The sequence below is a fragment of the Photobacterium sp. AWH4_225 genome (assembly GCF_056158405.1).
Genome location: NZ_JBSWTF010000004.1, coordinates 2,448,983 through 2,470,650 on the forward strand (window position 1 = coordinate 2,448,983; position 21,668 = coordinate 2,470,650).

Sequence of the window (21,668 nt, forward strand, 5' to 3'; positions counted from 1 at the left end):
ATTATAGACTGCTCATTTATTGATTACCTACTAAAAAGGTGAATTTATTAAAATGAGATCTAATTCTAAAAAATAAAAACTAAAAATGCGGTGGAGGTTATATGTGCGCTGTTCGATTAGAGTGAATTTTCTATAAAACAGAAGTTTAGTATATAGAATATTTTGTTACACATGATTTTCCTATTAATGAATAAATTAAACATCTTCAACTACACTTTACATGTCTAGATTGATCAACACCTCAGACTAAAAAATTGGAGAAGCTGATGGATAGTGTCGATGTTGAAGGGATCAAAAGGGATGTGTCACATAAAGTCGTTGATATCTTTGAATCATTTGAGGAGGACAACAACCGTTTACCGACAATGGAAGAGTTTAGGCAATTATTCAATAATGAAGCTGACCAGTATATTGGCCCTAGTGAAACGTTAAAGGTTAAGCCTGGCAGTGTATTGCACGATAAATTGCAAGAGCGAGAGCAAAAACTTTGGCGAGCGGTAAATGAGCTTGAGGCAGAACAACGATTTCTTCGATCTGAAACCTATTAGCTTCTTGAAAGGTGCTGAGAGGATAGGAATGTAGCCTTTGGTGAGTTAGTGGTAATTATCATTTCACGGGTAGTTACCACTCTTTTTTTTCGCTCCCATGCATAGATATTTTTTTACGAAACTACTGAAGTTTCTTGGCTTTTAATGCTAGCGATACATTTGAGCGAGGGTGGATACCCAGCGCTTCTGTAATTAACCAACCCGCCTCTGCTATTTTTTCCAGCTCAAGTCCTGTTTCAATCCCGAGCTGCTGGCAAAGATAGATAACATCTTCAGTTGCCACATTCCCGCTTGCGCCTGGGGCATAAGGGCAACCTCCTAAGCCCGCTACGCTGGCATCAATCGTGCCAATACCCATCGATAAAGCTTGATAGATATTCGGTAGAGCTTGCCCCCAGGTATTGTGGAAATGAACTGCTATCTGATGGTGCGGAATATTGCTATTGATTGTTTCAATGAGCCGGGCAACTTTAATTGGGGTTCCCGTGCCAATAGTATCCCCCAGAGAAACTTCATAGCATCCCATGTCTATAAGCGTTCTTGCGACGTCCATTACCTGATTTGCATCAGTAGGACCGTCATAAGGACAGTCAATAACACATGAGAGGTAGCCTCTAACTGGAATATTGTGCAGTTGTGCCAAAGCCATGACCGGTTCAAATCGTTTGAGGCTCTCATCGATTGAGCAATTAATGTTGTGTTGGCTGAATCCTTCAGACGCTGAACCAAAAATAGCAACCTCATCGGCTTGGGCACTGAGTGCCATTTCGAAACCTTGAATATTTGGGGTGAGGACAGAATAGGTAATACCTTCTTTGCGTGATATTGCACGCATGACGTTGAGTGAGTCTGCCATTTGCGGAACGCGTTTGGCAGAGACAAATGAGCCCGCTTCTATATGAGTGAGTCCTGACTGAGAGAGCAAGTTGATGAAATCGACTTTGGTCTGCGTAGGTAAAGGCGCTTCATTTTGCAGGCCGTCACGTGCACCCACTTCATAGAGAGTGACTTTATCGGGAAAGTCGGTTGAACAATCGAGCCTTTTAATCATGTGAGATTTTCCAGTTGGGCTTACGCTTATCCAAAAATGCGCCAATACCTTCTTGCCCTTCAGGTGAAACTCTTAGTTCTGCAATGAGCTCAGATGTTTGTTTCCTCAGCGATGCGTCTAAGGGGGATGACTCACAAAGCTGACAGAGTGCTTTGGCTTCTCTGATGGCATTTGGGCTATTTCGAGAAAGTTGTTTTAACAACTCTTGTAGGCATGGCGTTAAGGCATGCGGTGTTGATACCAGTTTATGAATGATATTGAGCTCTTTGGCTTGATAGGCAGTGATAAGCTCAGCGGTTAGCATGTAGCGTCTGGCTTGGCGTTGGCCCATGGCACGGCAAACATAAGGTCCAATTGTGGCCGGTACCAAGCCGAGCTTTACTTCACTTAAGCAAAACAGTGTATCTTTACTGGCAATCGCGATATCACAACAGCAAATTAAACCGAGTGCTCCCCCAAACGCTGCTCCCTGGACTAAGGCAATGCTCGGTAAAGGTATTGTGTCTAGTTGATGAAGTAACTCAGCGAGATTTTCTGCATCCTTGATATTTTCGTCCATGCTGAAATTGGCAAGAGACTGCATCCAGTTAAGATCGGCACCAGCACTGAAATGGCTACCATTTGCCCTTAACACAAGCGCTTTAGCTTCTGAGCTTTCTTTCAGTTGTTGCAGAATAGCCAATAAAGCCTCAATGGTATGTTTGTCGAAGGCATTTTTCTTTGCTGGACGATTTAGGGTAATAGTGGCAATACCGTTTTCATCAATGTGAAAAAGTACGTTTTGTTTTTCTGGGGTGGGATTAGTGCTTGAGCTATTACTGATAATTTGATTCATAAACTTGCCTCGCACTTCATTTATAGCCCTACATTCTGAAGATTCCAAAAGTACTTTCAGCGATGGGTGCCCTTTGGCTAGCATGCAGTGCCATTCCGACGATATGCCGTGTGTCTCTTGGGTCAATAATGCCATCATCCCAAAGCCTGGCACTGGCATAATAGGGAGAGCCCTGCTGCTCATAGAGATCACGAATAGGCTGCTTGAACGCCTCTTCTTCTTTGCGTGTCCAATGCTCGCCTTGGCGTTGCTTGTTATCTCTGTTTACTTGCGCCAACACGCCAGCAGCTTGTTCGCCACCCATTACTGATATACGAGCATTCGGCCACATCCACATCATGGTAGGGCTGTAGGCTCGGCCACACATGCCGTAGTTCCCGGCACCGTAGGAGCCACCGATAATAACGGTGAATTTAGGGACATCTGCACATGCCACTGCCATGACCATTTTAGCTCCATGTTTGGCGATGCCTTCTGACTCAAGCTTCTTACCAACCATAAAGCCGGTAATATTTTGAAGAAATAAAAGCGGGATTTTTCGTTTGCAGCATAGTTCTATGAAATGTGCGCCTTTTTGCGCCGATTCTGAAAACAGGATGCCGTTATTGGCCACAACACCGACTTGCTGACCGTAGATGCTGGCGAAGCCGCATACTAACGTCGCTCCGTACAATGCTTTGAATTCATCGAATGCTGAGTCATCGACAATTCGTGCAATGACCTCTCTAACATTAAATGGTGTGCGCAAATCGGTGCCCACAATGCCAAACATCTCGTCAGCAGGATAACGTGGAGCAGCTGCGGTTTGGTCCAAAGGATCAAAAGAAGAGAGGGCACAGCTAGCCACCGCTTGCCTTGCCAGCTTTAGTGCATGTTGCTCATCATTGGCAAAATAATCGGCAACGCCAGAAGTCTTACAGTGAACATAGGCACCACCAAGCTCTTCAGCGGTGACGACTTCCCCGGTAGCCGCTTTTACCAGTGGGGGGCCGGCAAGAAAAATAGTGCCTTGCTCTTTAATGATGATGGAGACATCGGCCATGGCTGGAACATAGGCCCCGCCTGCGGTGCAAGAGCCCATTACAACCGCTATTTGCGGAATGCCTTTGGCAGACATTCTGGCTTGGTTATAGAAAATACGTCCGAAATGATCACGGTCGGGGAACACCTCGGCTTGGTGGGGCAGGTTGGCACCGCCAGAGTCGACAAGGTAGATACAAGGAAGGTGACATCGTTCGGCAATCTCTTGTGCTCTGAGGTGTTTCTTTACTGTCAGAGGGTAATAGGTTCCCCCCTTTACTGAAGGATCATTGGCCACCACCATGCATTCAATCCCTTCAATGCGGCCAATACCAGCAACGACGCCTGCACTTGGTATCGATTCAGCGTAGACATCCCACGCCGCAAACTGACCCACTTCGAGGAATTCACTGTCAGCGTCCAATAGTGATTGAATCCTGGATCTTACAGGCTGTTTGCCTTTATCTTGTTGTTTTTTTTGTGCGTTGGCACCTCCGCCGAGTTTTATGGCTTCAATGTTTGTCTGCAATTTGTCGACAACTTCGGCCATATTTTTGTAGTTGTTAGCGAAAAATGTGTCATCACGATTGACTGTCGACTTAATTATTGCCATTTCCTTTCCTTATTTGGATTCCTCGAATAGCTCGCGTCCAATTAACATTCTGCGGATTTCAGATGTGCCAGCACCGATTTCGTAGAGCTTGGCATCTCGAAGCAGGCGTCCTGCTGGAAACTCATTGATATAGCCATTGCCACCGAGTAATTGGATTGTGTCTAGCGCAAGTTGAGTGGCCAATTCCGCTGCATATAGAATGACACCAGCAGCATCTTTACGGGTCGCTTCACCCCGATCACAGGCTTTTGCAACGGTATAGACATAGGCACGCGCGGCATTGGTTCGGGTGTACATATCAGCGACTTTGGCTTGAACTAACTGGAATTCGCCAATCGAGCGGCCAAACTGTTTTCTGTCATGCACATAGGGCAAAACGATATCCAGGCAGGCTCTCATGATCCCCAGCGGCCCTGCGGCAAGGACGACGCGTTCGTAATCCAACCCGCTCATCAAAACTTGTACACCTTTATTGAGGTCACCGAGTAGGTTGTCCGCTGGGACGATACAGTCGTTAAACACTAGCTCACAGGTGTTTGAACCTCGCATACCGAGTTTGTCTAGCTTTTGAGCGTGGCTGAAGCCGGGAAGGCGTTTCTCGAGAATAAAGGCCGAGATACCGTGTGAACCTGCATCCGGAGCAGTTTTTGCGTATACAACGATGGTATCGGCATCGGGGCCATTAGTGATCCACATCTTGCTACCATTAAGCACGAAGTGATCCCCTTGACGTTCTGCCTTAAGTTGCATGCTAACCACGTCGGAGCCTGCATTGGGCTCGCTCATTGCCAACGCGCCAATATGCTCACCACTGATCAGCTTTGGTAGGTACTTGGCTTTTTGCTCACTGGTACCATGGCGATAAATTTGATTGACGCAAAGGTTAGAGTGAGCGCCATAACTTAGCCCGACAGACGCTGAAGCGCGGCTGATTTCCTCCATGGCGATTACATGGGCAAGATAACCCATATCCGCACCACCATATTCCTCACTGACCGTAACACCCAACAAGCCCATTTCACCCATTAATGGCCACAGGTGATTGGGAAACTGATTGTCTTTATCGATGTCCGCGGCCAGAGGGAGAATAGTTTGTTCTGCAAAGCCATTAACTTGCTCTCGTAGCATGTCAATGGTCTCGCCTAGGCCATAATTTAAAGGGGTGAAGCTATCTTTCATAAGCGCTCCAGTTGTCGAGGTTGGACTCGTGTTACTCACCAGGGGACTGGGACTTCAATGCTTGATTGCATCTGTCCTTAGCAATTTGAAGTTCGGTCATTACGACATTGATGTCTTCAAGCTGACGTTGCAGGGCAGCTTGCTTGGTATCAATGATGATGAGCATTTTATTGAGCTGTGAAGAGCTTTGATTGGTATCGTACAAATCAAACAGCTCTCTTATTTCTGCCAGGGAAAACCCCAGTCTTTTGCCTCGCAAAATGAGCTTGAGCCGTATTTTGTCTCGGCGTTGATAGACCCGGGTGCTGCCTTGCCTTTGGGGCTGTAGTAATCCCACATCTTCATAGAAACGGATGCTTCTGGTGGTGATGTCAAATTCTCTGGCTAACTCGCTTATTTTGAACGTTTCCACCTTGCTTTGCCCCCAATCTTAGGTAATGGCTTCACAGCTGCAATGTGTATTAGAGTTGTTTCTTAACGTTTACGTAAATGTTAGTGCTATGCTTACGTAAACGTCAAGAAATCGCCTGCAGAGATAGAGCACATCAAGAGGGCTTTGTTATGAGTAAGGAAGTGTGGGTCATCGCGGCAAACCGTACACCTATTGGTAGTTTTCAAGGAGAGCTATCGTCACTAAGTGCTTCCGAGCTGGGTAGTGTGGCCATCAAAGGCGCATTACAGCATTCCGGTCTTTCGGCAGAAATGATTGATGAAGTATTAATGGGTCATGTATTGCTCGCCGGCTGTGGTCAGGCTCCAGCAAGGCAAGCCGCACTAAAAGCGGGTATCCCAGAAAATGTAGGCTGTACCACCATTAATAAAGTGTGTGGTTCGGGCATGAAAACCGTCATGTTGGCCCATGATGCGATTTTGGTAGGGACCAATCAAACGGTGGTAGCGGGTGGTATGGAGAGCATGAGTAATGCCCCATACCTGCAAAGCAAAATTCGCTCAGGATTACGCTTGGGACACAGTACCTTGCACGATCATATGTTCCTCGATGGTCTACAGGATGCCTATGAAGGGGATCTGATGGGTGTCTATGCCCAGAAAATTGCTGATGAGCGTCATTACACTCGCCAGAGCATGGACAAATGGGCAGTAAAATCCGTCGAGCGTGCATTGATTGCTCAGGAGCAAGGCTGGTTCGAAAGCGAAATTATTCCCGTAAAAGTGGAAAACCCAATGGGGGATGTGGTTGTTAGCCGGGATGAACATCCTAACGAAATAAACCTGACTAAGTTACCAGTTTTACGCCCAGCGTTTGCTGAAGGCGGCACGGTCACAGCGGGTAATTCCAGTTCTATTTCCGATGGGGCTGCAGCGCTTATTTTGATGGATGGCGATCTTGCCAGGCAGCAAGGGCACAAACCGTTAGCTGTTATATCGGCCCATTCAAGCCATGCTCGTGCTCCGTCGGAATTTACTATCGCGCCTGTATACGCCATTCGCCAGTTATTGGACAAGTTAGCTTGGTCGCCAGAACAAGTGGACAGCTGGGAGTTAAACGAAGCGTTCGCGGTGGTAACCCAAATTGCGACCAAAGAGCTGGGCATCGACCCTGAGCGAGTTAACCCTGACGGTGGTGCTTGCGCCTTGGGTCACCCCATTGGTGCGAGTGGGGCAAGAATTATCGTAACCCTGATCCATCGTTTGAACCGATTGCACAAGAGCATCGGACGCCCGGTAAGAGGCATTGCTTCGTGCTGTATTGGAGGTGGGGAAGCGACGGCTATTGCCATTGAGGTCGGTAACACTGAATAAGTGAGGAGCAGATATGAACGATGCAAATCCTATTTCTCCTGTTCCGCTGTATATCAACGGAGAATTCGTCAATTCGTCTTCTAATCAATGGATAGAAGTAACAAACCCGGCAACCAACGCTGTAATCGCCAATGTTCCATGTGCGACTGAACCTGAATTGGAATCGGCTATTTCCAGCGCGGGTGCTACTTTCGAGCAATGGAAAGAAGTACCGGTACCCGAGCGTGCCCGTTTGATGTTGTCGTATCAGCAGTTATTGAAAGACCATCATGATGAGCTGGCGAAGCTGCTTTCCAGCGAAACCGGCAAAAATTTTGCTGATGCTAAAGGCGATGTCTGGCGGGGGATTGAGGTGGTTGAACAAGCTGCCAATATTGCCAGCTTGATGATGGGTGAAACGGTTGAGAATGTTGCCAGTGATATAGACAGCTACTCTTTGATCCAACCGCTTGGGGTGTGTTGCGGTATTACCCCGTTCAACTTCCCGGCAATGATCCCCCTATGGATGTTCCCGATGGCGATTGCTGCAGGTAACACCTTTGTCCTCAAACCGTCAGAGCAAGTTCCACTTACCGCGATGCGTCTCGCTGAACTGTTTGAACAAGCCGGGGCGCCGCAGGGTGTACTGCAAATTGTTCACGGCAGCAAAGAGCAAGTGGATTATCTGCTGGCACACCCGGACATTCGCACCATATCATTTGTCGGGTCGGTACCTGTTGCGAAGCACATCTACCAAACCGGTACTCAGCACCTTAAACGGGTTCAGGCTTTTGCAGGTGCAAAGAACCATATGGTGGTCATGCCTGATGCCAAAATGGAGCAGGTCGTCAATCACTTGGTTGGCTCTTCGGTTGGCGCCGCGGGGCAGCGTTGTATGGCGATCTCGGTTGCCGTGCTGGTGGGTAATGCCAGTGAAATCATTCCTGAACTAAAAGCAGCGATGCAAAAAGTCAAACCGGGTGTCTCCGATGATAGTAATGCAGCGTACGGGCCATTAATTAGCCCAGCAGCTAAACAGCGTGTGCTCAACCTTATTGAGCAAGGTAAGCAGCAAGGCGCTACCTGTGAAGTCGATGGTTCAGATTGTCAGGTAGATGGCTACCCAGACGGTAACTGGCTCGGGCCAACCTTGTTTAGTGGTGTGTCGACAGATATGGCGATTTACCAGCAGGAAATCTTCGGACCTGTATTGGTTTGTATTGCCGTCGAAACTCTAGATGAAGCAATTACCTTAATAAATAACAACCCTTATGGTAACGGCACATCTATTTTTACGGCCTGTGGCGCGGCGGCGAGAAAATTCCAGCATCGAATTCAAGTAGGCCAAGTTGGGGTCAACGTGCCGATTCCGGTGCCTCTACCTTTCTTTTCATTTACAGGATGGAGAGGCAGCTTTTATGGCGATTTGCATGCTTACGGAAAACAAGCAGTACGGTTTTACACCGAGACTAAAACAGTGACTGCGCGCTGGTTTGATGAAGACATTCCTGACGGACCGAATATGACCATACACCTGCGCTAATTCCATTGACTCAAAATCAGTCAATAGTGCCTTTAATAAGGAGCTGATATGGATTTCTCGTTGACAGAAGACCAACGCGCCTTTGCAGAAGCTGCGAGTCAGTTTTCACAAGACAAACTCGCCCCTAATGCTGCCCTGTGGGATGAAAAGCAAATCTTTCCCAAAGACGTGCTTAAAGAAGCCGGTGAAATGGGATTTTTAAGTCTGTACGTCCCTGAAGAGCATGGCGGTATGGGGCTTCCTAGATTGGATGCCTCAATTATTTTTGAACAGCTCGCGATGGGCTGTACATCAACAACCGCCTATATGACCATCCACAATATGGTGTCGTGGATGATAGCCAGTTTTGCCTCTGATGAAGTCAAACAACAATATTGCCCGTTGCTGGTTACAGGTGACAGCTTGGGCTCCTATTGCCTAACAGAAGCAAATGCAGGTTCAGATGCCGCTTCATTAACAACAGCGGCAACTAAGCAAGGTGGAGAGTATGTGCTTAGGGGAGCAAAAGCGTTTATCTCCGGCGCAGGGGACACCGATGTTTTGGTTGTGATGGCAAGAACGGATATCAACCAAAAGGGGGCATCAGGTGTTTCGGCTTTTGTTGTCCCAGCAGATGCCAAGGGGATCAGTTATGGGCGCAAAGAGCCAAAACTGGGTTGGAATAGTCAGCCAACAAGAGCTGTGACCTTTGATGATGTTCGAATACCCGCTAGCCATTTACTTGGCAATGAAGGCGATGGTTTTAAGTTTGCAATGAAAGGGTTGGATGGAGGGCGGATCAATATTGCAACCTGCTCAATCGGTACTGCCCAGCAGGCGCTAGACCAAGCCATCCAATATGTGGGTGAACGTAAACAGTTTGGCCAAAAATTATCAGATTTTCAGTCGGTACAGTTCAAGCTTGCAGATATGGCAACAGAACTAGTTGCCGCCAGACAGTTAGTGCGTTATGCCGCCTATCAGCTGGATCAAAAAGCTCCAGAGGCAACGGCTTATTGTGCAATGGCTAAGCGGTTTGCTACCGACGTTGGCTTTAAGATCTGTGACCATGCCCTGCAGCTCTATGGTGGCTACGGCTACATCAAGGAATATCCGCTTGAACGATACTTCCGAGATGTCAGGGTGCATCAAATCCTTGAAGGTACCAACGAAATTATGCGCCTCATTATTGCCCGCCGGGTACTCAGCGAAGGCTGCCGACTCCTTTAATGCTTAACAAGAGGGATAAACCTCATGTCAGACCAAGCTAACTCAGAGAGTTTTATCGACATTGAAATAAGTGGCCACACTGCTGTTTTGACCATGAATAACCCACCAGCCAATACCTGGACAAAAGAGAGTCTTAACCTTCTGAGAGATACAGTTCTAAAGCTTAATGAGGACGAGGCTGTTTATGCACTGGTAATTACAGGGCAAGGGGAGAAGTTTTTCTCTGCCGGCGCAGATTTGAACCTGTTTGCTGATGGAGACAAAGCGGTTGCCTTAGGCATGGCGCAGGCATTCGGTGAGGCTTTTGAGAATCTGAGCCAATTTCGCGGGGTATCCATTGCTGCAATTAATGGTTACGCCATGGGGGGAGGCTTAGAAGTGGCTTTGGCTTGTGATATCCGTATCGTAGAAGCACATGCGAGCTTGGCATTGCCTGAGGCAAAAGTTGGCTTGTTGCCCTGTGCGGGTGGGACTCAAAACCTGACTTGGTTAGTAGGCGAAGGCTGGGCAAAACGCATTATCCTTTGTGGAGAAAGAGTGACGGCGTCACAGGCGTTGGAGATCGGTTTGGTTGAAGAAGTGGTGGCGTCAGGTCAGGCATTGGAATGCGCAATGCAAATGGCAACTGATGTCGAAAATCAATCACCGTCTTCTGTGGCTGCATGCAAGTCTCTTATCCAAAATTGTCGCCATTCACCATTGACACACGGCTTGGTTAAAGAGCGTGAGCTTTTCATGAAACTGTTTGACACAGAAGACCAAACCGAAGGGGTGAACGCTTTTTTAGAGAAGCGCAAACCTGAGTGGAAGAACCGGTAAAAATTAATAATCAGAGGCGCTTTACAAGTTTTAGGGGGAGAAGATGTCAGGCATGGTGAATATCAGTGAACTTGATTGCGGAGGCGGGCTCAAGTTTGGTGTGGCGGAACTTGATAATCCCGCATCTTTAAATGCACTTACTTACGAGATGTTGGTTGTGCTCAATGAGGCTCTTCGCCACTGGCAGGATGATCAGAATATTGTTGGCGTTGTGATCCATGGTGTGGGAGATAAAGCCTTTTGTGCGGGTGGGGATGTCAGGGCAATGTACCACGTTATGCATGAGGCAAAGTCTTCTGAACATCCTGATAGTAAGTTCCATGCTATTGGCTATTTGACGGATTACTTCACTGTTGAGTATCAGACTGATTATCTCATTCATACTTACAGCAAGCCTGTCATTGTATGGGGGCAGGGGATCGTGATGGGGGGCGGCATTGGGTTATATATCGGTGCTAGCCACAGGATCACTACCCTGAAGACAAAGCTTGCCATGCCAGAAATTAGTATTGGCTTATATCCTGATGTGGGGGGCACTTGGTTTCTTAATCATTTGCCGCAAGGTGTTGGCTTATTCCTTGGGTTAACGGGGGCAACCGTTAATGCCACCGATGCGCTCGCCTTGTCGCTGTCAGAGCATATTTTATCGCCTGAGCAGAAAGAGGCCCTTTTCGAAAACCTTCAAGCAGTGAGCTGGGAAGATGTGGAACCACATCAAGGTGTGACTGAGTTGCTCGAACAACTCGGTAAGAAGGCGATGTACTCACATCCGAGTAATGAGCTGATACCGTTTTTGCCTGCGATCCAAGCGGCATGCCAATATGGGTCTTTATCGGAGATCTATGATCAAATTCAAGCCATGGCTGAGCCCGTTGATGAAGGGGAAGGAAAGTGGCTGAGAAGGGCAAAGCAGACGTTGAAAGAAGGGAGTCCTATCACGGCTCATATCTGCTACCGGCAACTCACTCAATTCCATTATGAATCGCTAGCTGATTGCTTCAGGCTCGAACTGACTTTATCTGTTCGCAGCGGAGAGTTGGGTGAATTCTATGAGGGCGTTAAATCTCGGCTCATTGAGAAAACCAACCAACCTGAATGGCTCTTCCCTAATATCGACAGTGTTGATCCAGCAGTTATTGATACTTTGTTTACCCCACTGTGGGCGGATAATGAACACCCGCTATATCGTCTGGGGCTTGATGATTCACTTGAAGGAGCATAATGATGAATATTGCTTTTATTGGCCTTGGCAACATGGGTCACCCAATGGTGTTGAACTTGCTCAAAGCTGGTTGTCAGGTGTCAGTGTTTGATATCAATACCGCAGCGGCGGAATCATTGAAAGCTGAAGGCGCAGCGGTTGCCAACACTATGGAAGAATGTGTCAAAGGGGCAGAAACGGTGATAACTATGCTGCCTGCGGGCGAGCACGTCAGAGCGGTATACTTAGGCGATCATGATGGTGGTATTGGCTTACTGCGAATGGTTGATGAAGGCACTTTCCTTATCGATTCATCCACTATTGAGCCGGCTTCTGCAAGGCTGGTGGCACAAGAAGCACATTCCAAAGGGTTTGAGTTTGTTGACGCACCGGTATCTGGCGGTGTGGCTGGGGCGCAAGCTGGTACGTTAACCTTCATTGTTGGTGGTACGGATGATGGTTTCAAGCAAGCGCAGGCTGTGTTGCAGTTTGTCGGCAAAAATATCTTTCATGCCGGTAAGGCTGGCGATGGACAGATGGCGAAGATTTGCAACAACTTGATGTTGGGGATCTTAATGTCAGGCACTTGCGAAGCATTGAGCTTGGGTATGGATAACGGATTAGATCCAAAAGTATTATCAGAGATCATGCTTCAAAGCTCAGGCCGTAACTGGGCGCTGGAACTCTATAACCCATGTCCGGGAATTATGGAGAAAGCACCCGCTTCAAATCAATATCAGCCAGGCTTTATGGCTAAGTTAATGCTCAAAGATTTAGGTTTGGGGCTGGAAGCCGCAACAAGCAGTCAATCGCCCATTCCTATGGGGACGTTAGCCCGTAATCTATATGCTTTTCATAACGCGGATGGAAACGAATTAAAAGACTTCTCTAGTTTGTTTGAGTTTTATCGCAAGCAATCAAAAGAACAATAACGATAAGCACATGTTGTTAGGGGGAACTATGGACTTAAAACAGAGTGTCATTGCCATTACTGGGGCAGGGCAAGGCCTTGGTCAAATGATGGCGATAAGCCTAGCACAGGCCGGTGCCGAACTTGCATTGATTGATATGAATGAAGACGGACTGCATGAAACTAAACAGCAGTGCCAAATGCTCAGTGCAAAAACATTAACCTACTTGGCTGATGTGACGCATGAGCAGCAAGTCATTGCGGTGTTTGAAAATATCATAGAGGACTTTGGCCAGCTCAATGGCTTGGTGAATAATGCCGGGGTGTTGAGGGATGGGTTACTGGTTAAAGCCAAAGATGACAGCATAGAGAAAATGTCTCTCGAGCAGTTCACAACCGTCATGGATGTCAATGTCACTGGAACATTTCTGTGTGGAAGGGAAGCTGCCGCTAGCATGGTGAAGGCGGGTAACTCGGGTGCAATCATCAATATATCCAGTGTCGCAAGAGCAGGTAATATTGGACAAACCAACTACGCGGCATCAAAAGCGGCGGTTGCAACCATGGCTGTCTGCTGGGCGAAAGAACTCGCTCGTTATGGGATAAGAGCTGCTGCTATTGCACCTGGAGTGGTAGAAACAGCTATGGCTACGCAGCTAAAACCTGAAGCCATTGAAAGGCTCAAATCCATGATACCGGTTGGTCGTATGGGGGAGGCAAGTGAGATAGCCCACGCCGTGAAATACATCTTTGAAAACGACTATTTTACCGGGCGCGTTCTAGAAATAGATGGTGGCATGCGGATGTAACGGCCTTAAATATGTGTTTGCTATTTAAGGACCATAAAAGAACACGAATAGCGCCATGCCGCCGCCAATAACGAACATAAGCATTGCAACAATCGAAGCGAACTTATTGAGAAGTGAAAAGAGTTTATCCATAGCTGACATCATCATAAGAATGTATTTGGCAGCAAGATGCCACAGCTAGCAGTAAAATGCGATAGTGTATTCTCACTAGCAATGTTTCATTACAATTCGCTAAGCTGTGACGTCTTCAACCAATAGCGCCTATTTTAGCCTAAGTGGGCAACAGCCCCATGGCTTGTAGCTTGAGAAAAGCGGCTAATGTTTTGGCGTCTTTGATCTCGTTTTCAGCGACTTTACTGAGAAATTCTGCCGGTGTCATTTTGACTACTTCGATAACTTCATCATCATCACATTGCGCTTGGCAAGGCTTTAGCAGTGAGGCTAAGAATAAATACTGCACTTCGTCGCAAAAACCGGGAACAGGGAAAAGCTCACCGAGGTTATGCCAATGCCGGGCACTCAATTGCGTTTCTTCAGCCAGTTCACGTTGAGCGCAGCCTAAAATATCTTCATTGCTTTCCAGTGTGCCGGCAGGGAACTCCAGTATCCAATCCTTGATCGCGGGACGATACTGGTTGAGCATTATTAAATTTCCAGCCTCATCAATAGGCACGATTATCACCGCTCCCGGATGTATGACGGTGGTAAAGTCAATTTCCCTACCGTCAGGTAAAGTATGCTGAGATTGTTCAACAGAGAAACATTTCCACTGGCAAAGGGTTTTAGTTGTCATCATTGAGTACCCGTTTTGTAATTGTTTCTAGCGTAAGTGCTTTGTTAGCTGATCGCAATTTGATCTTTGCCCCAGTTTTTTGCTCTCAGTAAGGCGCTGTCTGCCTTTATGTAGTCGAGGCTGAAATTTTGATATTCAACAAGCGTAAGGCCAATACTCACTGTGACCGAAACTTGCTGTCCATTATCCAATTCTAGTTGCCAGTTTTTTATCTCTTGTATGAGTTTCAAGGCAATGAGTTCAGCATCTGATTGTGATGTATCAGGGAGGAGAAGACAAAACTCACCGCTTCCCATCCGCGCTAGGCTGTCCAAGGGTTTTAGATGCTGCTTTAGATACTGTGACACCATGATCAGAATTTGATCGCCGACTTCCAAGCCAAATCTATCGTTAATGTCTTTTAGTCCATCAATATCAACAAGTACAAGAGAAAAATCTTTCAGGTAGCGGTTACAACGATAAGCTTGGTGAAGGTATTGTTCCTCTAGGCCTTTTCGGTTGAGTAAACCAGTAAGAAAATCTTTTTTAGCTGTCACTTTTACCCTATTGATGGCTTCATTACGATGTTGAGCCAACAAATATGCCATCACAAGTACCATGGCGTAGGCACTGATATTCTGCAGTGCTTCGTTGATCTGCAGGTGTTTCTGAAAGTACTCATCTGCACTCATGACAACGTAATATAAGCCAAACAACAAGCTATACCAGTATGCATATTGATGTCTTAGCGTAAAAAAGCATAAAAGCGGGATCGTAAGTGCAATGGTATTGTTCAGTAAGTTGGGGCCATCGGTATAAAACCCCGAGATACAATTTGCAGTGGTATAGATGATAAACACCCATATCAACACACGTGGAATTTCAGAACGTTTATTTAATGCAGCAAGGAGCTGACAAAGTAGGGCACCGAAAAGCGCTTGGCCTGTCAGCCATAGAGAGTTCGTCGCAACGAAATAAGAAAATGCAATGATAAGAAAAATGATACCGGCGACGGGAAAGAGGATGGACAACTGCCTTTTCAGCGTTTCCTTGCTAAGTTCGATATAGGCGTGATTATCAGATTGTAGTTGGTGGCTCTTGAAAACCATAGTCATGGCAAAAGGTCATCCCTTGGTAAAGCGAAAATCCAGTCAATACGCAACCGTGCGCATTGACTGGGTTAGCTTAATAGAAGGTGAGAACCTTGTCTAATTTTCTTGCGTAAAAAATGTAATTTGTTGATCTGTGATAATCATTGCTTGCACTATTTAACTAATGAATACTTTCAATAGTTTAGAGACAGTGTCGGGTTGCTCATTGGTGACGCCGTGAGCCGTTTCAGGGAGAACGACAATGGCAGAACTTAGATGCTTACTGAGTTCGATACCGTTTTTCAGCGGGAAAATTTTATCGCTATCACCCCAAATTATCATTGTAGGCGGAAATTCTTTAGTGTTGGCATTGGCGATTCGCGCTCTGTCATCCACAAGAGATTGTATTAAAAGTTCTTTTTCTTTTTTATAAGGGGAAAAATAGCTGCTGTAAATTTGGTTGGCGACAAAATCAGGCATTTTTTTCGGCTCATAGAAAACATTGTCGAACAGACGTCTAACTTCATCACTATTGGTCGGGACAAAAAGCTGTTCAGGTTTTTCTACACCAGCTCTTTGGCATAGCTCTTCGAGATCTTCATCGCTAAAGAGTGGACCTGGGCTAGCAATAATTATTCCTTTTTCCACTCTTTCCGGTTGCATCATCATGTTGTAGGTAATAAAGCCACCGTAAGAAATCCCCGCCACATTCACTTTATCAATCTTAAGTGCATCCAGTAGTTGCCAAATGGTGTCAGTTTGCGTTGTAAGGTTGGGGGTGCCCATGCTGTAAGATTGGCCAAACCATGCAAGATCAGGGGCAATCACTTGGTAATGTTTGCTTAACTCGAGCATTTCTTCTTTCCAGGTCGCGACTGCAGTACCGCCAAATCCGTGAATCAACAACAAAGGCTTGCCCGAACCACCAGCCCAGTATTTGAGTTGACCACCTTCATTTAAGTTGAGGATATGCTCTTGGAAGCCTTGAGCATACAGTTGGTCGTGGTCATGGTTTTCTTTCCATTGCACCAGCTCACAACCATTGAGGATCATGAGTGCAAGAAATATGGTAATAAACTTAATAAGTTGGCGGTTTAACTGCGCGAGCACGAGAACTTCTCCATTCCCAGAAATTTGAACGAATCTATTATATGCTGTTTTATTATCAGCTAAAGTATAAAAATTATTGCTCGCAAATTGCTCATGTAATGTGATCCTTGCTTTATTTTCCAGATAGTTATGATACTTTATGCGCAGTTTAACTAAGATTGTTTGAGTAAATCCTCACTCAAAGGGAGAAAAGCATGCGAGTTCTCGTCACCGGTGGTATGGGTTACATTGGCAGCCACACTTGTGTTCAGATGATTGAAGCAGGTATGACACCAATTATTGTCGATAACCTATACAACAGTAAGAAAACAGTATTGGCTCGAATTGAAAAGCTGACGGGGGTTACTCCAGCTTTTTATCAGGGTGATATTCGTGACCGTGCTTTCCTGGACAAGGTGTTGGCTGAAAATGAAGTGGAATCGGTTATTCACTTCGCAGGGCTAAAAGCCGTGGGTGAGTCGGTAGAAAAGCCGCTGGAATATTATGACAACAATGTCCACGGGACATTGGTACTTGTTGAAGCAATGCGTGCTGCCGGTGTGAACAGCTTAATCTTCAGTTCATCGGCCACGGTTTATGGCGACCCGGCGAGTGTGCCAATTACCGAGGACTTTCCAACTAGCGCGACTAATCCATATGGCCGCAGTAAGTTGATGGTTGAAGAGTGTCTGACAGATATTCAAAAAGCGCATCCTGAAATGAGCATTACTCTGCTGCGCTACTTCAACCCGGTTGGCTCGCACCAAAGTGGTGAGATGGGTGAAGATCCACAGGGTATCCCAAATAACCTGATGCCGTTTATTTCTCAGGTAGCGGTCGGCCGCCGTGAATACTTGTCTGTTTTCGGTGACGATTACCCAACAGTAGACGGTACCGGTGTTCGTGATTACATCCATGTACTTGATTTGGCTGATGGTCACTTGGCAGCTTTGAACCACAAAGGCAAAGAAGCAGGCCTGCATATCTACAACCTAGGCACAGGTAATGGCTTCAGTGTATTGCAGATGGTTAAAGCCTTCTCTACTGCTGCGGGTGTTGACGTTGCATACAAAATTGCACCACGTCGCCCAGGTGATATTGCAGAGTGTTGGGCAGACCCTGCTAAAGCGAAAGCTGAATTACACTGGGAAGCGACACGTACCATTGAAGATATGACTGCAGATACTTGGCGTTGGCAGTCTGCTAACCCAACAGGTTATCCTGACTTATAAAAGCCAATTATATTGTGTAACTTCTAAACTGCCATCGCTATGATGGCAGTTTTTTTATGTTATTAGCAACTGATGATGGCATCCATCTTATACGATTCATCATATGAATGAACTCATCATATTCTCACTGCAAGACAATACACTTGCAATAAATTGAGGATGAAGATGAAGGAAATTGTGTTTGGTGTAATGGGAAATATGGGGGCCTGAAGCGGATGCACTATTTCAGGATATCGTAGCAAAAGAGGAGATAACCCAAGGAGCGTTGAAAGATCAGGATCACATGGGCATGTTAGTCGTGAAAAATCCCGATATCCCAGATCGTTCAGAAGCAATTAATGAAGGCGGGAAGGATCCTGTTCCCGAAATGGTCAAGTCGGCAAAAATCTTAGAAAAGAATAATGTTAATTATGCCGTAATGACTTGTAATACAGCGCATTATTTCCGCGAAGCTGTCCAGGCACAAACCAGTGTTTACTTGGTTGATATGCTAAAAGCAACGACAGAAGTAATAAAAGAGAAAAACCCTAATGCTGTTGTTGGGGTACTTTGTACTACGGGCACCTACAATTCTGGCATTTACGATAGCTACTTAGATCTTGATGGTATCCACTTTTTTAAACTTGAACCTGAAGAACAAGAGAACTATGTTCACAGTGCAATTTACGGGAAAAAAACTGGCGAAAGAACGGATTGTGGTCAAGAGATAAGAGAAAAAGCGGGTATTAAATCAGGTGTTTTTGACAGTAATGCAGAATTGTTAAGCCACGCTATCCGTTCTTTACAACTTAAAGGTGTTGATACCATCATTCTTGGTTGTACTGAGTTGCCGTTAGTGAGGAGCCAATTGCAAGATAATTTCCCTAACGTGTATTTTATTGACCCTATGGAAGTTGTAGCGATAAGCGTTGTTGACGCCTACAAAGAGGCTGAAAGCTTGATAGAGAATGGGTTCGCTTCTGATACACAGATTAGAAATGTAAAAGATATTAAGAGTAAGGAAGATATCGCAGCATATATCGCATATAAGGCTCGTATGAACATTGAGTAAACTCATGCTCAATTGTTTGGTTAAACCCCAGCTTGATGCTGGGGTAATTATTACTTAATTACGGTAGGGTTTGATAAGCCAAAATAAGATTAAACTGGTGATAGCACCAAGTGTGTCCATCATCATGTCTTTTTGTGCGTCCCATATGTCTCCTTGGCTACCAAGAAATTCTATACCAGCATCTCCACCAGCAAGGGCTGCATACCACCATTCAATAATCTCGTAGCCAGCGGCAATAGCCATTATTGTAGCTAGGGCAAAAATAGTAGCCACCAGTGGCTTGCAATGACCTTTGCGGACCATGAACTCAGCAATTGGAAATGCGTAAAGCCCTATAGAGAAGTGCGCAACGCGGTCAAAATTATTACGCTGGGAACCAATCAGTTCGTTAAACCAATCAAAAGGGACATTGGCAAAGGTGTAATGGGCGCCGATGGTATGGAGTGACATCCAAATGGCAATCAGGATATAAGCCGTATTCGAAAATTGGAAAAAGCGATAGGTGATCAGCAATGGGGCTAGGATCAGGACGACAGGAATGATTTCAGCCAGCCAGACATCCGGGAATACAGGATCCAAGCCAGACCAAATGATGATCAGGGTGACAATCACGAAAGTGGTGACAGGTATGGCATGGCTTCGAATTTGTGTCATTAATTCAATATCCTACATGTAACTATCTATCCTGAAGGTTAGCACAAGAAAGATACGGAAAACTGAATCGATGGCTAGTTTGTACGACTACAATCCAAAGTAGCGCTTTCTTTAAACCGCTGTAGGGCTGCCACCGAGGTTTCGAGCCTTGCGACACAGTCTTCATAATATAAAGTAATTTCAGCTATCCCTCGGCTTTTCGGTGGCGATTTGAGTTCAATATCTGGCTTCCCTGTTTCGATGATTAAAAAACGGTGCTTGTGCGCCAATTCACCAAATCTGGATTTGGCTGCCATCAGTCGACGTTGTGTGAACGACTGCTGTTTTCTGCCTGGGCTTCGTTTCTTTTTTTCGGCAGGTTCAAGCACTTTTTCCAAACGGAATTTTTTCCAAGGTGTTTCAGTCTTCATAAGTTTCATGTCGAGAAGGGGATACAAGTTTGGCTTGGGATAAATGGTTGTTCAAGCTAAATGAAAAGTCAGTCCGAATGTAGGTCATTTTGCGACAAGTCATATTGATTGTGAAAAAGCCCCATGCGAGAAGCAGGTATCTCGCATGGGGGTAACCAGCTTTAGGCCAATACCCATAGAAGAGTTCTTGGTTAGACAAAATGGGTAAACAATAAGGCGCAATTAACTCCATGACTGCGCTCATGTACTTTTTACCTGTGCTGGTCCTAGAGTGACAGGTCATTTTGCGACAAGTTCGACTATTTGGCCGCTTTAGGTCTGAGGTAAGGCTGTCGTGCTTGGTTATCTTTATGAAATGGCGATAAATCTCTATCAATTTGGTGCTAGCAATTTGAAATGTGGTACAATGCCTAGCTAACCAAATTTAGCGCTGTGTGATGACTGTCACGCAGGCTTGAACTGTATTATTCTTGCTCATAGTTGGGCAATTACCGGAGCATCACTTTGCAATTTAACGATCTTGGATTAGACCAGCGCCTGATTAAAAAACTTCATCATTTGGCGTTCGATAAACCAACTGAAATTCAAAAAGCAGCAATACCTGTCGGCATCTTGGGCAAAGATATCTTGGCCTCGTCAAAAACAGGTTCTGGTAAGACACTGGCATTCTTGTTGCCAGCTATGCAGCGTATGTATCGTAGCAAACCATTCACTCGTCGTGATCCTCGTGTTCTCGTTTTGACTCCAACCCGAGAACTTGCCAAGCAGGTATTTGCCCAGCTACGTACTCTTAATGCCGGTACACCATATGATGGTGCACTTATCGTTGGCGGTGAAAACTTTAACGATCAGGTGAAAGCGCTTCGCAAAGATCCAATGTTTGTTATTGCAACACCAGGTCGATTGGCCGATCACCTTGAGCACCGCAGTACGTATCTGGATGGCCTTGAAATGCTTATCCTTGATGAAGCAGACCGTATGCTTGATCTTGGTTTTGAAGCCCAACTACGTCGTATTCACGAAGCAGCGAATCACCGTCGCCGTCAGACTATGATGTTCTCAGCAACGCTGGATCACACTGACGTTGTGAGTATTGCGAGCGATATGCTGAATGCACCTAAGCGTATTTCAATCGGTCACTCGGCAGAAGAGCATACCGATATCACTCAGCGCTTCTTCCTTTGTGATCACCTAGACCACAAACAAGCTTTGCTGGACAAGGTGCTAGAAACCGAAAACTACAACCAGGTGATTATCTTTACGGCGACCCGTGCAGATACCGATCGTCTAACCAATGAGTTGAATGAGCGTAAGCTGAAGGCAGTCGCATTGAGTGGTGATATGAACCAGACTCAGCGTAATGCCATCATGAGCCAGTTCGAGCGTGACTGTCATAAGATCTTGGTGACAACTGATGTTGCATCGCGTGGTTTGGATATCGAAAAAGTATCTCACGTTATTAACTTCGATATGCCAAAGCATGCTGAGGAATATGTTCACCGTATCGGTCGTACTGGCCGTGCGGGTAACAAAGGTGACGCAATCTCTTTGGTTGGCCCTAAAGACTGGAAGAGCTTTAAGAACGTTGAAGCTTTCCTACAGCAGTCAATTAGCTTCACAACAATTGAAGGCCTTGAAGGTAAGTTCAAAGGATTGAAGCCTGCGCCGAAAAAGAAATTTACTAAGAAGAAACCGACATCAGCGAAACCGGTGGCTAAGAAGACTCAGGCTAAGCCACAGGCTAAGAAGAAAATGGACAAACGCTTCTACGACAACATGGCAGTGGGAGATAACGTCTTTATCCCTAAAAAGAAAAAGCCTGCTAGTCCATCGGCTGAAGATTAATTCTAGATAAACATTCTTGATCGATAAAAATGCCAGTCTTTGAC

The 21,668-nt window shown here is 45.9% G+C and carries 22 protein-coding genes; 11 read left to right on the plus strand and 11 right to left on the minus strand.

The window, feature by feature from the left end; translation table 11 throughout:
- Positions 1 to 266: 266 nt before the first annotated feature.
- A complete protein-coding gene (locus ACXAD4_RS28275) occupies positions 267 to 548 on the plus strand; it encodes a hypothetical protein (protein WP_475245457.1) in 282 nt (93 codons plus the stop codon).
- 121 nt (positions 549 to 669) lie between these two features.
- Here ACXAD4_RS28275 and ACXAD4_RS28280 read toward each other — a convergent pair whose 3' ends face one another.
- From ACXAD4_RS28280 to ACXAD4_RS28300, 5 genes are read right to left on the minus strand one after another with little or no spacing between them, the layout of a single operon-like run.
- Positions 670 to 1,599, minus strand: a complete 930-nt coding sequence (locus ACXAD4_RS28280) for a hydroxymethylglutaryl-CoA lyase (protein ID WP_475245459.1) — start codon at positions 1,597 to 1,599, stop codon at positions 670 to 672.
- Positions 1,592 to 2,425: an enoyl-CoA hydratase-related protein gene (locus ACXAD4_RS28285; protein WP_475245697.1), complete on the minus strand. Its 834-nt coding sequence runs from the start codon at positions 2,423 to 2,425 to the stop codon at positions 1,592 to 1,594. Before ACXAD4_RS28285 ends, ACXAD4_RS28280 begins: the two co-directional genes overlap by 8 nt.
- A gap of 37 nt (positions 2,426 to 2,462) precedes the next feature.
- Positions 2,463 to 4,067 (minus strand): carboxyl transferase domain-containing protein, encoded by a 1,605-nt coding sequence (locus ACXAD4_RS28290; RefSeq protein WP_475245460.1) that lies wholly within the window; start codon positions 4,065 to 4,067, stop codon positions 2,463 to 2,465.
- 9 nt (positions 4,068 to 4,076) lie between these two features.
- Positions 4,077 to 5,246, minus strand: a complete 1,170-nt coding sequence (locus ACXAD4_RS28295; protein WP_475245461.1) for an isovaleryl-CoA dehydrogenase — start codon at positions 5,244 to 5,246, stop codon at positions 4,077 to 4,079.
- Positions 5,247 to 5,277: 31 nt separating this feature from the next.
- Positions 5,278 to 5,658 carry a MerR family transcriptional regulator gene (locus ACXAD4_RS28300; RefSeq protein ID WP_475245463.1) on the minus strand — a complete coding sequence of 127 codons (381 nt, stop codon included), beginning with the start codon at positions 5,656 to 5,658 and terminating at the stop codon, positions 5,278 to 5,280.
- Positions 5,659 to 5,807: 149 nt separating this feature from the next.
- Here ACXAD4_RS28300 and ACXAD4_RS28305 point away from each other — a divergent pair, with 149 nt between their 5' ends.
- From ACXAD4_RS28305 to ACXAD4_RS28335, 7 genes are read left to right on the plus strand one after another with little or no spacing between them, the layout of a single operon-like run.
- Complete coding sequence (locus ACXAD4_RS28305) at positions 5,808 to 7,010, plus strand: thiolase family protein (protein ID WP_475245464.1); 1,203 nt, start codon at positions 5,808 to 5,810, stop codon at positions 7,008 to 7,010.
- Between the two features lie 13 nt (positions 7,011 to 7,023).
- A complete protein-coding gene (locus ACXAD4_RS28310; protein ID WP_475245466.1) occupies positions 7,024 to 8,532 on the plus strand; it encodes a CoA-acylating methylmalonate-semialdehyde dehydrogenase in 1,509 nt (502 codons plus the stop codon).
- A 48-nt stretch (positions 8,533 to 8,580) separates the two neighbouring features.
- The gene (locus tag ACXAD4_RS28315; RefSeq protein ID WP_475245467.1) at positions 8,581 to 9,741 is read left to right on the plus strand and encodes an acyl-CoA dehydrogenase family protein; all 1,161 of its coding nucleotides are present in this window, start codon (positions 8,581 to 8,583) and stop codon (positions 9,739 to 9,741) included.
- Positions 9,742 to 9,765: 24 nt separating this feature from the next.
- Positions 9,766 to 10,560, plus strand: coding sequence for an enoyl-CoA hydratase (locus ACXAD4_RS28320; RefSeq protein ID WP_475245468.1), 795 nt, complete (start codon positions 9,766 to 9,768; stop codon positions 10,558 to 10,560).
- A 43-nt stretch (positions 10,561 to 10,603) separates the two neighbouring features.
- A complete protein-coding gene (locus tag ACXAD4_RS28325; RefSeq protein WP_475245469.1) occupies positions 10,604 to 11,782 on the plus strand; it encodes an enoyl-CoA hydratase/isomerase family protein in 1,179 nt (392 codons plus the stop codon).
- Positions 11,782 to 12,693, plus strand: coding sequence for a 3-hydroxyisobutyrate dehydrogenase (gene mmsB, locus ACXAD4_RS28330; protein WP_475245470.1), 912 nt, complete (start codon positions 11,782 to 11,784; stop codon positions 12,691 to 12,693). The genes ACXAD4_RS28325 and mmsB overlap by 1 nt, the downstream gene beginning before the upstream one ends.
- A gap of 28 nt (positions 12,694 to 12,721) precedes the next feature.
- Positions 12,722 to 13,480 carry an SDR family oxidoreductase gene (locus ACXAD4_RS28335; protein WP_475245471.1) on the plus strand — a complete coding sequence of 253 codons (759 nt, stop codon included), beginning with the start codon at positions 12,722 to 12,724 and terminating at the stop codon, positions 13,478 to 13,480.
- 24 nt (positions 13,481 to 13,504) lie between these two features.
- On the opposite strand, the gene ACXAD4_RS28340 is transcribed toward ACXAD4_RS28335, so the two are convergent.
- From ACXAD4_RS28340 to ACXAD4_RS28355, 4 genes are all read right to left on the minus strand, one after another.
- On the minus strand, positions 13,505 to 13,612 hold the full coding sequence (locus tag ACXAD4_RS28340) for a 3-ketoacyl-ACP reductase (protein ID WP_107297397.1): 108 nt from the start codon (positions 13,610 to 13,612) through the stop codon (positions 13,505 to 13,507).
- Positions 13,613 to 13,751: 139 nt separating this feature from the next.
- Entirely contained in the window at positions 13,752 to 14,273 is a 522-nt protein-coding gene (locus tag ACXAD4_RS28345) for an NUDIX hydrolase (RefSeq protein ID WP_475245698.1), read from the minus strand.
- Between the two features lie 44 nt (positions 14,274 to 14,317).
- Complete coding sequence (locus ACXAD4_RS28350; protein WP_475245473.1) at positions 14,318 to 15,367, minus strand: GGDEF domain-containing protein; 1,050 nt, start codon at positions 15,365 to 15,367, stop codon at positions 14,318 to 14,320.
- A gap of 153 nt (positions 15,368 to 15,520) precedes the next feature.
- A complete protein-coding gene (locus ACXAD4_RS28355; RefSeq protein ID WP_475245474.1) occupies positions 15,521 to 16,453 on the minus strand; it encodes an alpha/beta fold hydrolase in 933 nt (310 codons plus the stop codon).
- A gap of 194 nt (positions 16,454 to 16,647) precedes the next feature.
- Between ACXAD4_RS28355 and galE the strand changes: the two genes are divergently transcribed.
- Both galE and ACXAD4_RS28365 read left to right on the plus strand, forming a co-directional pair.
- A complete protein-coding gene (gene galE, locus ACXAD4_RS28360; protein ID WP_475245475.1) occupies positions 16,648 to 17,664 on the plus strand; it encodes a UDP-glucose 4-epimerase GalE in 1,017 nt (338 codons plus the stop codon).
- A 289-nt stretch (positions 17,665 to 17,953) separates the two neighbouring features.
- A complete protein-coding gene (locus ACXAD4_RS28365) occupies positions 17,954 to 18,715 on the plus strand; it encodes an aspartate/glutamate racemase family protein (RefSeq protein WP_475245477.1) in 762 nt (253 codons plus the stop codon).
- Between the two features lie 54 nt (positions 18,716 to 18,769).
- Here the strand turns inward: ACXAD4_RS28365 and ACXAD4_RS28370 are convergent, their stop codons facing one another.
- On the minus strand, positions 18,770 to 19,369 hold the full coding sequence (locus ACXAD4_RS28370) for a DUF2238 domain-containing protein (RefSeq protein WP_475245478.1): 600 nt from the start codon (positions 19,367 to 19,369) through the stop codon (positions 18,770 to 18,772).
- A gap of 74 nt (positions 19,370 to 19,443) precedes the next feature.
- Positions 19,444 to 19,779 carry a hypothetical protein gene (locus tag ACXAD4_RS28375; RefSeq protein WP_475245480.1) on the minus strand — a complete coding sequence of 112 codons (336 nt, stop codon included), beginning with the start codon at positions 19,777 to 19,779 and terminating at the stop codon, positions 19,444 to 19,446.
- Positions 19,780 to 20,283: 504 nt separating this feature from the next.
- Here ACXAD4_RS28375 and ACXAD4_RS28380 point away from each other — a divergent pair.
- Positions 20,284 to 21,624 (plus strand): DEAD/DEAH box helicase, encoded by a 1,341-nt coding sequence (locus ACXAD4_RS28380; RefSeq protein ID WP_475245481.1) that lies wholly within the window; start codon positions 20,284 to 20,286, stop codon positions 21,622 to 21,624.
- The last annotated feature ends 44 nt before the right edge of the window (positions 21,625 to 21,668 follow it).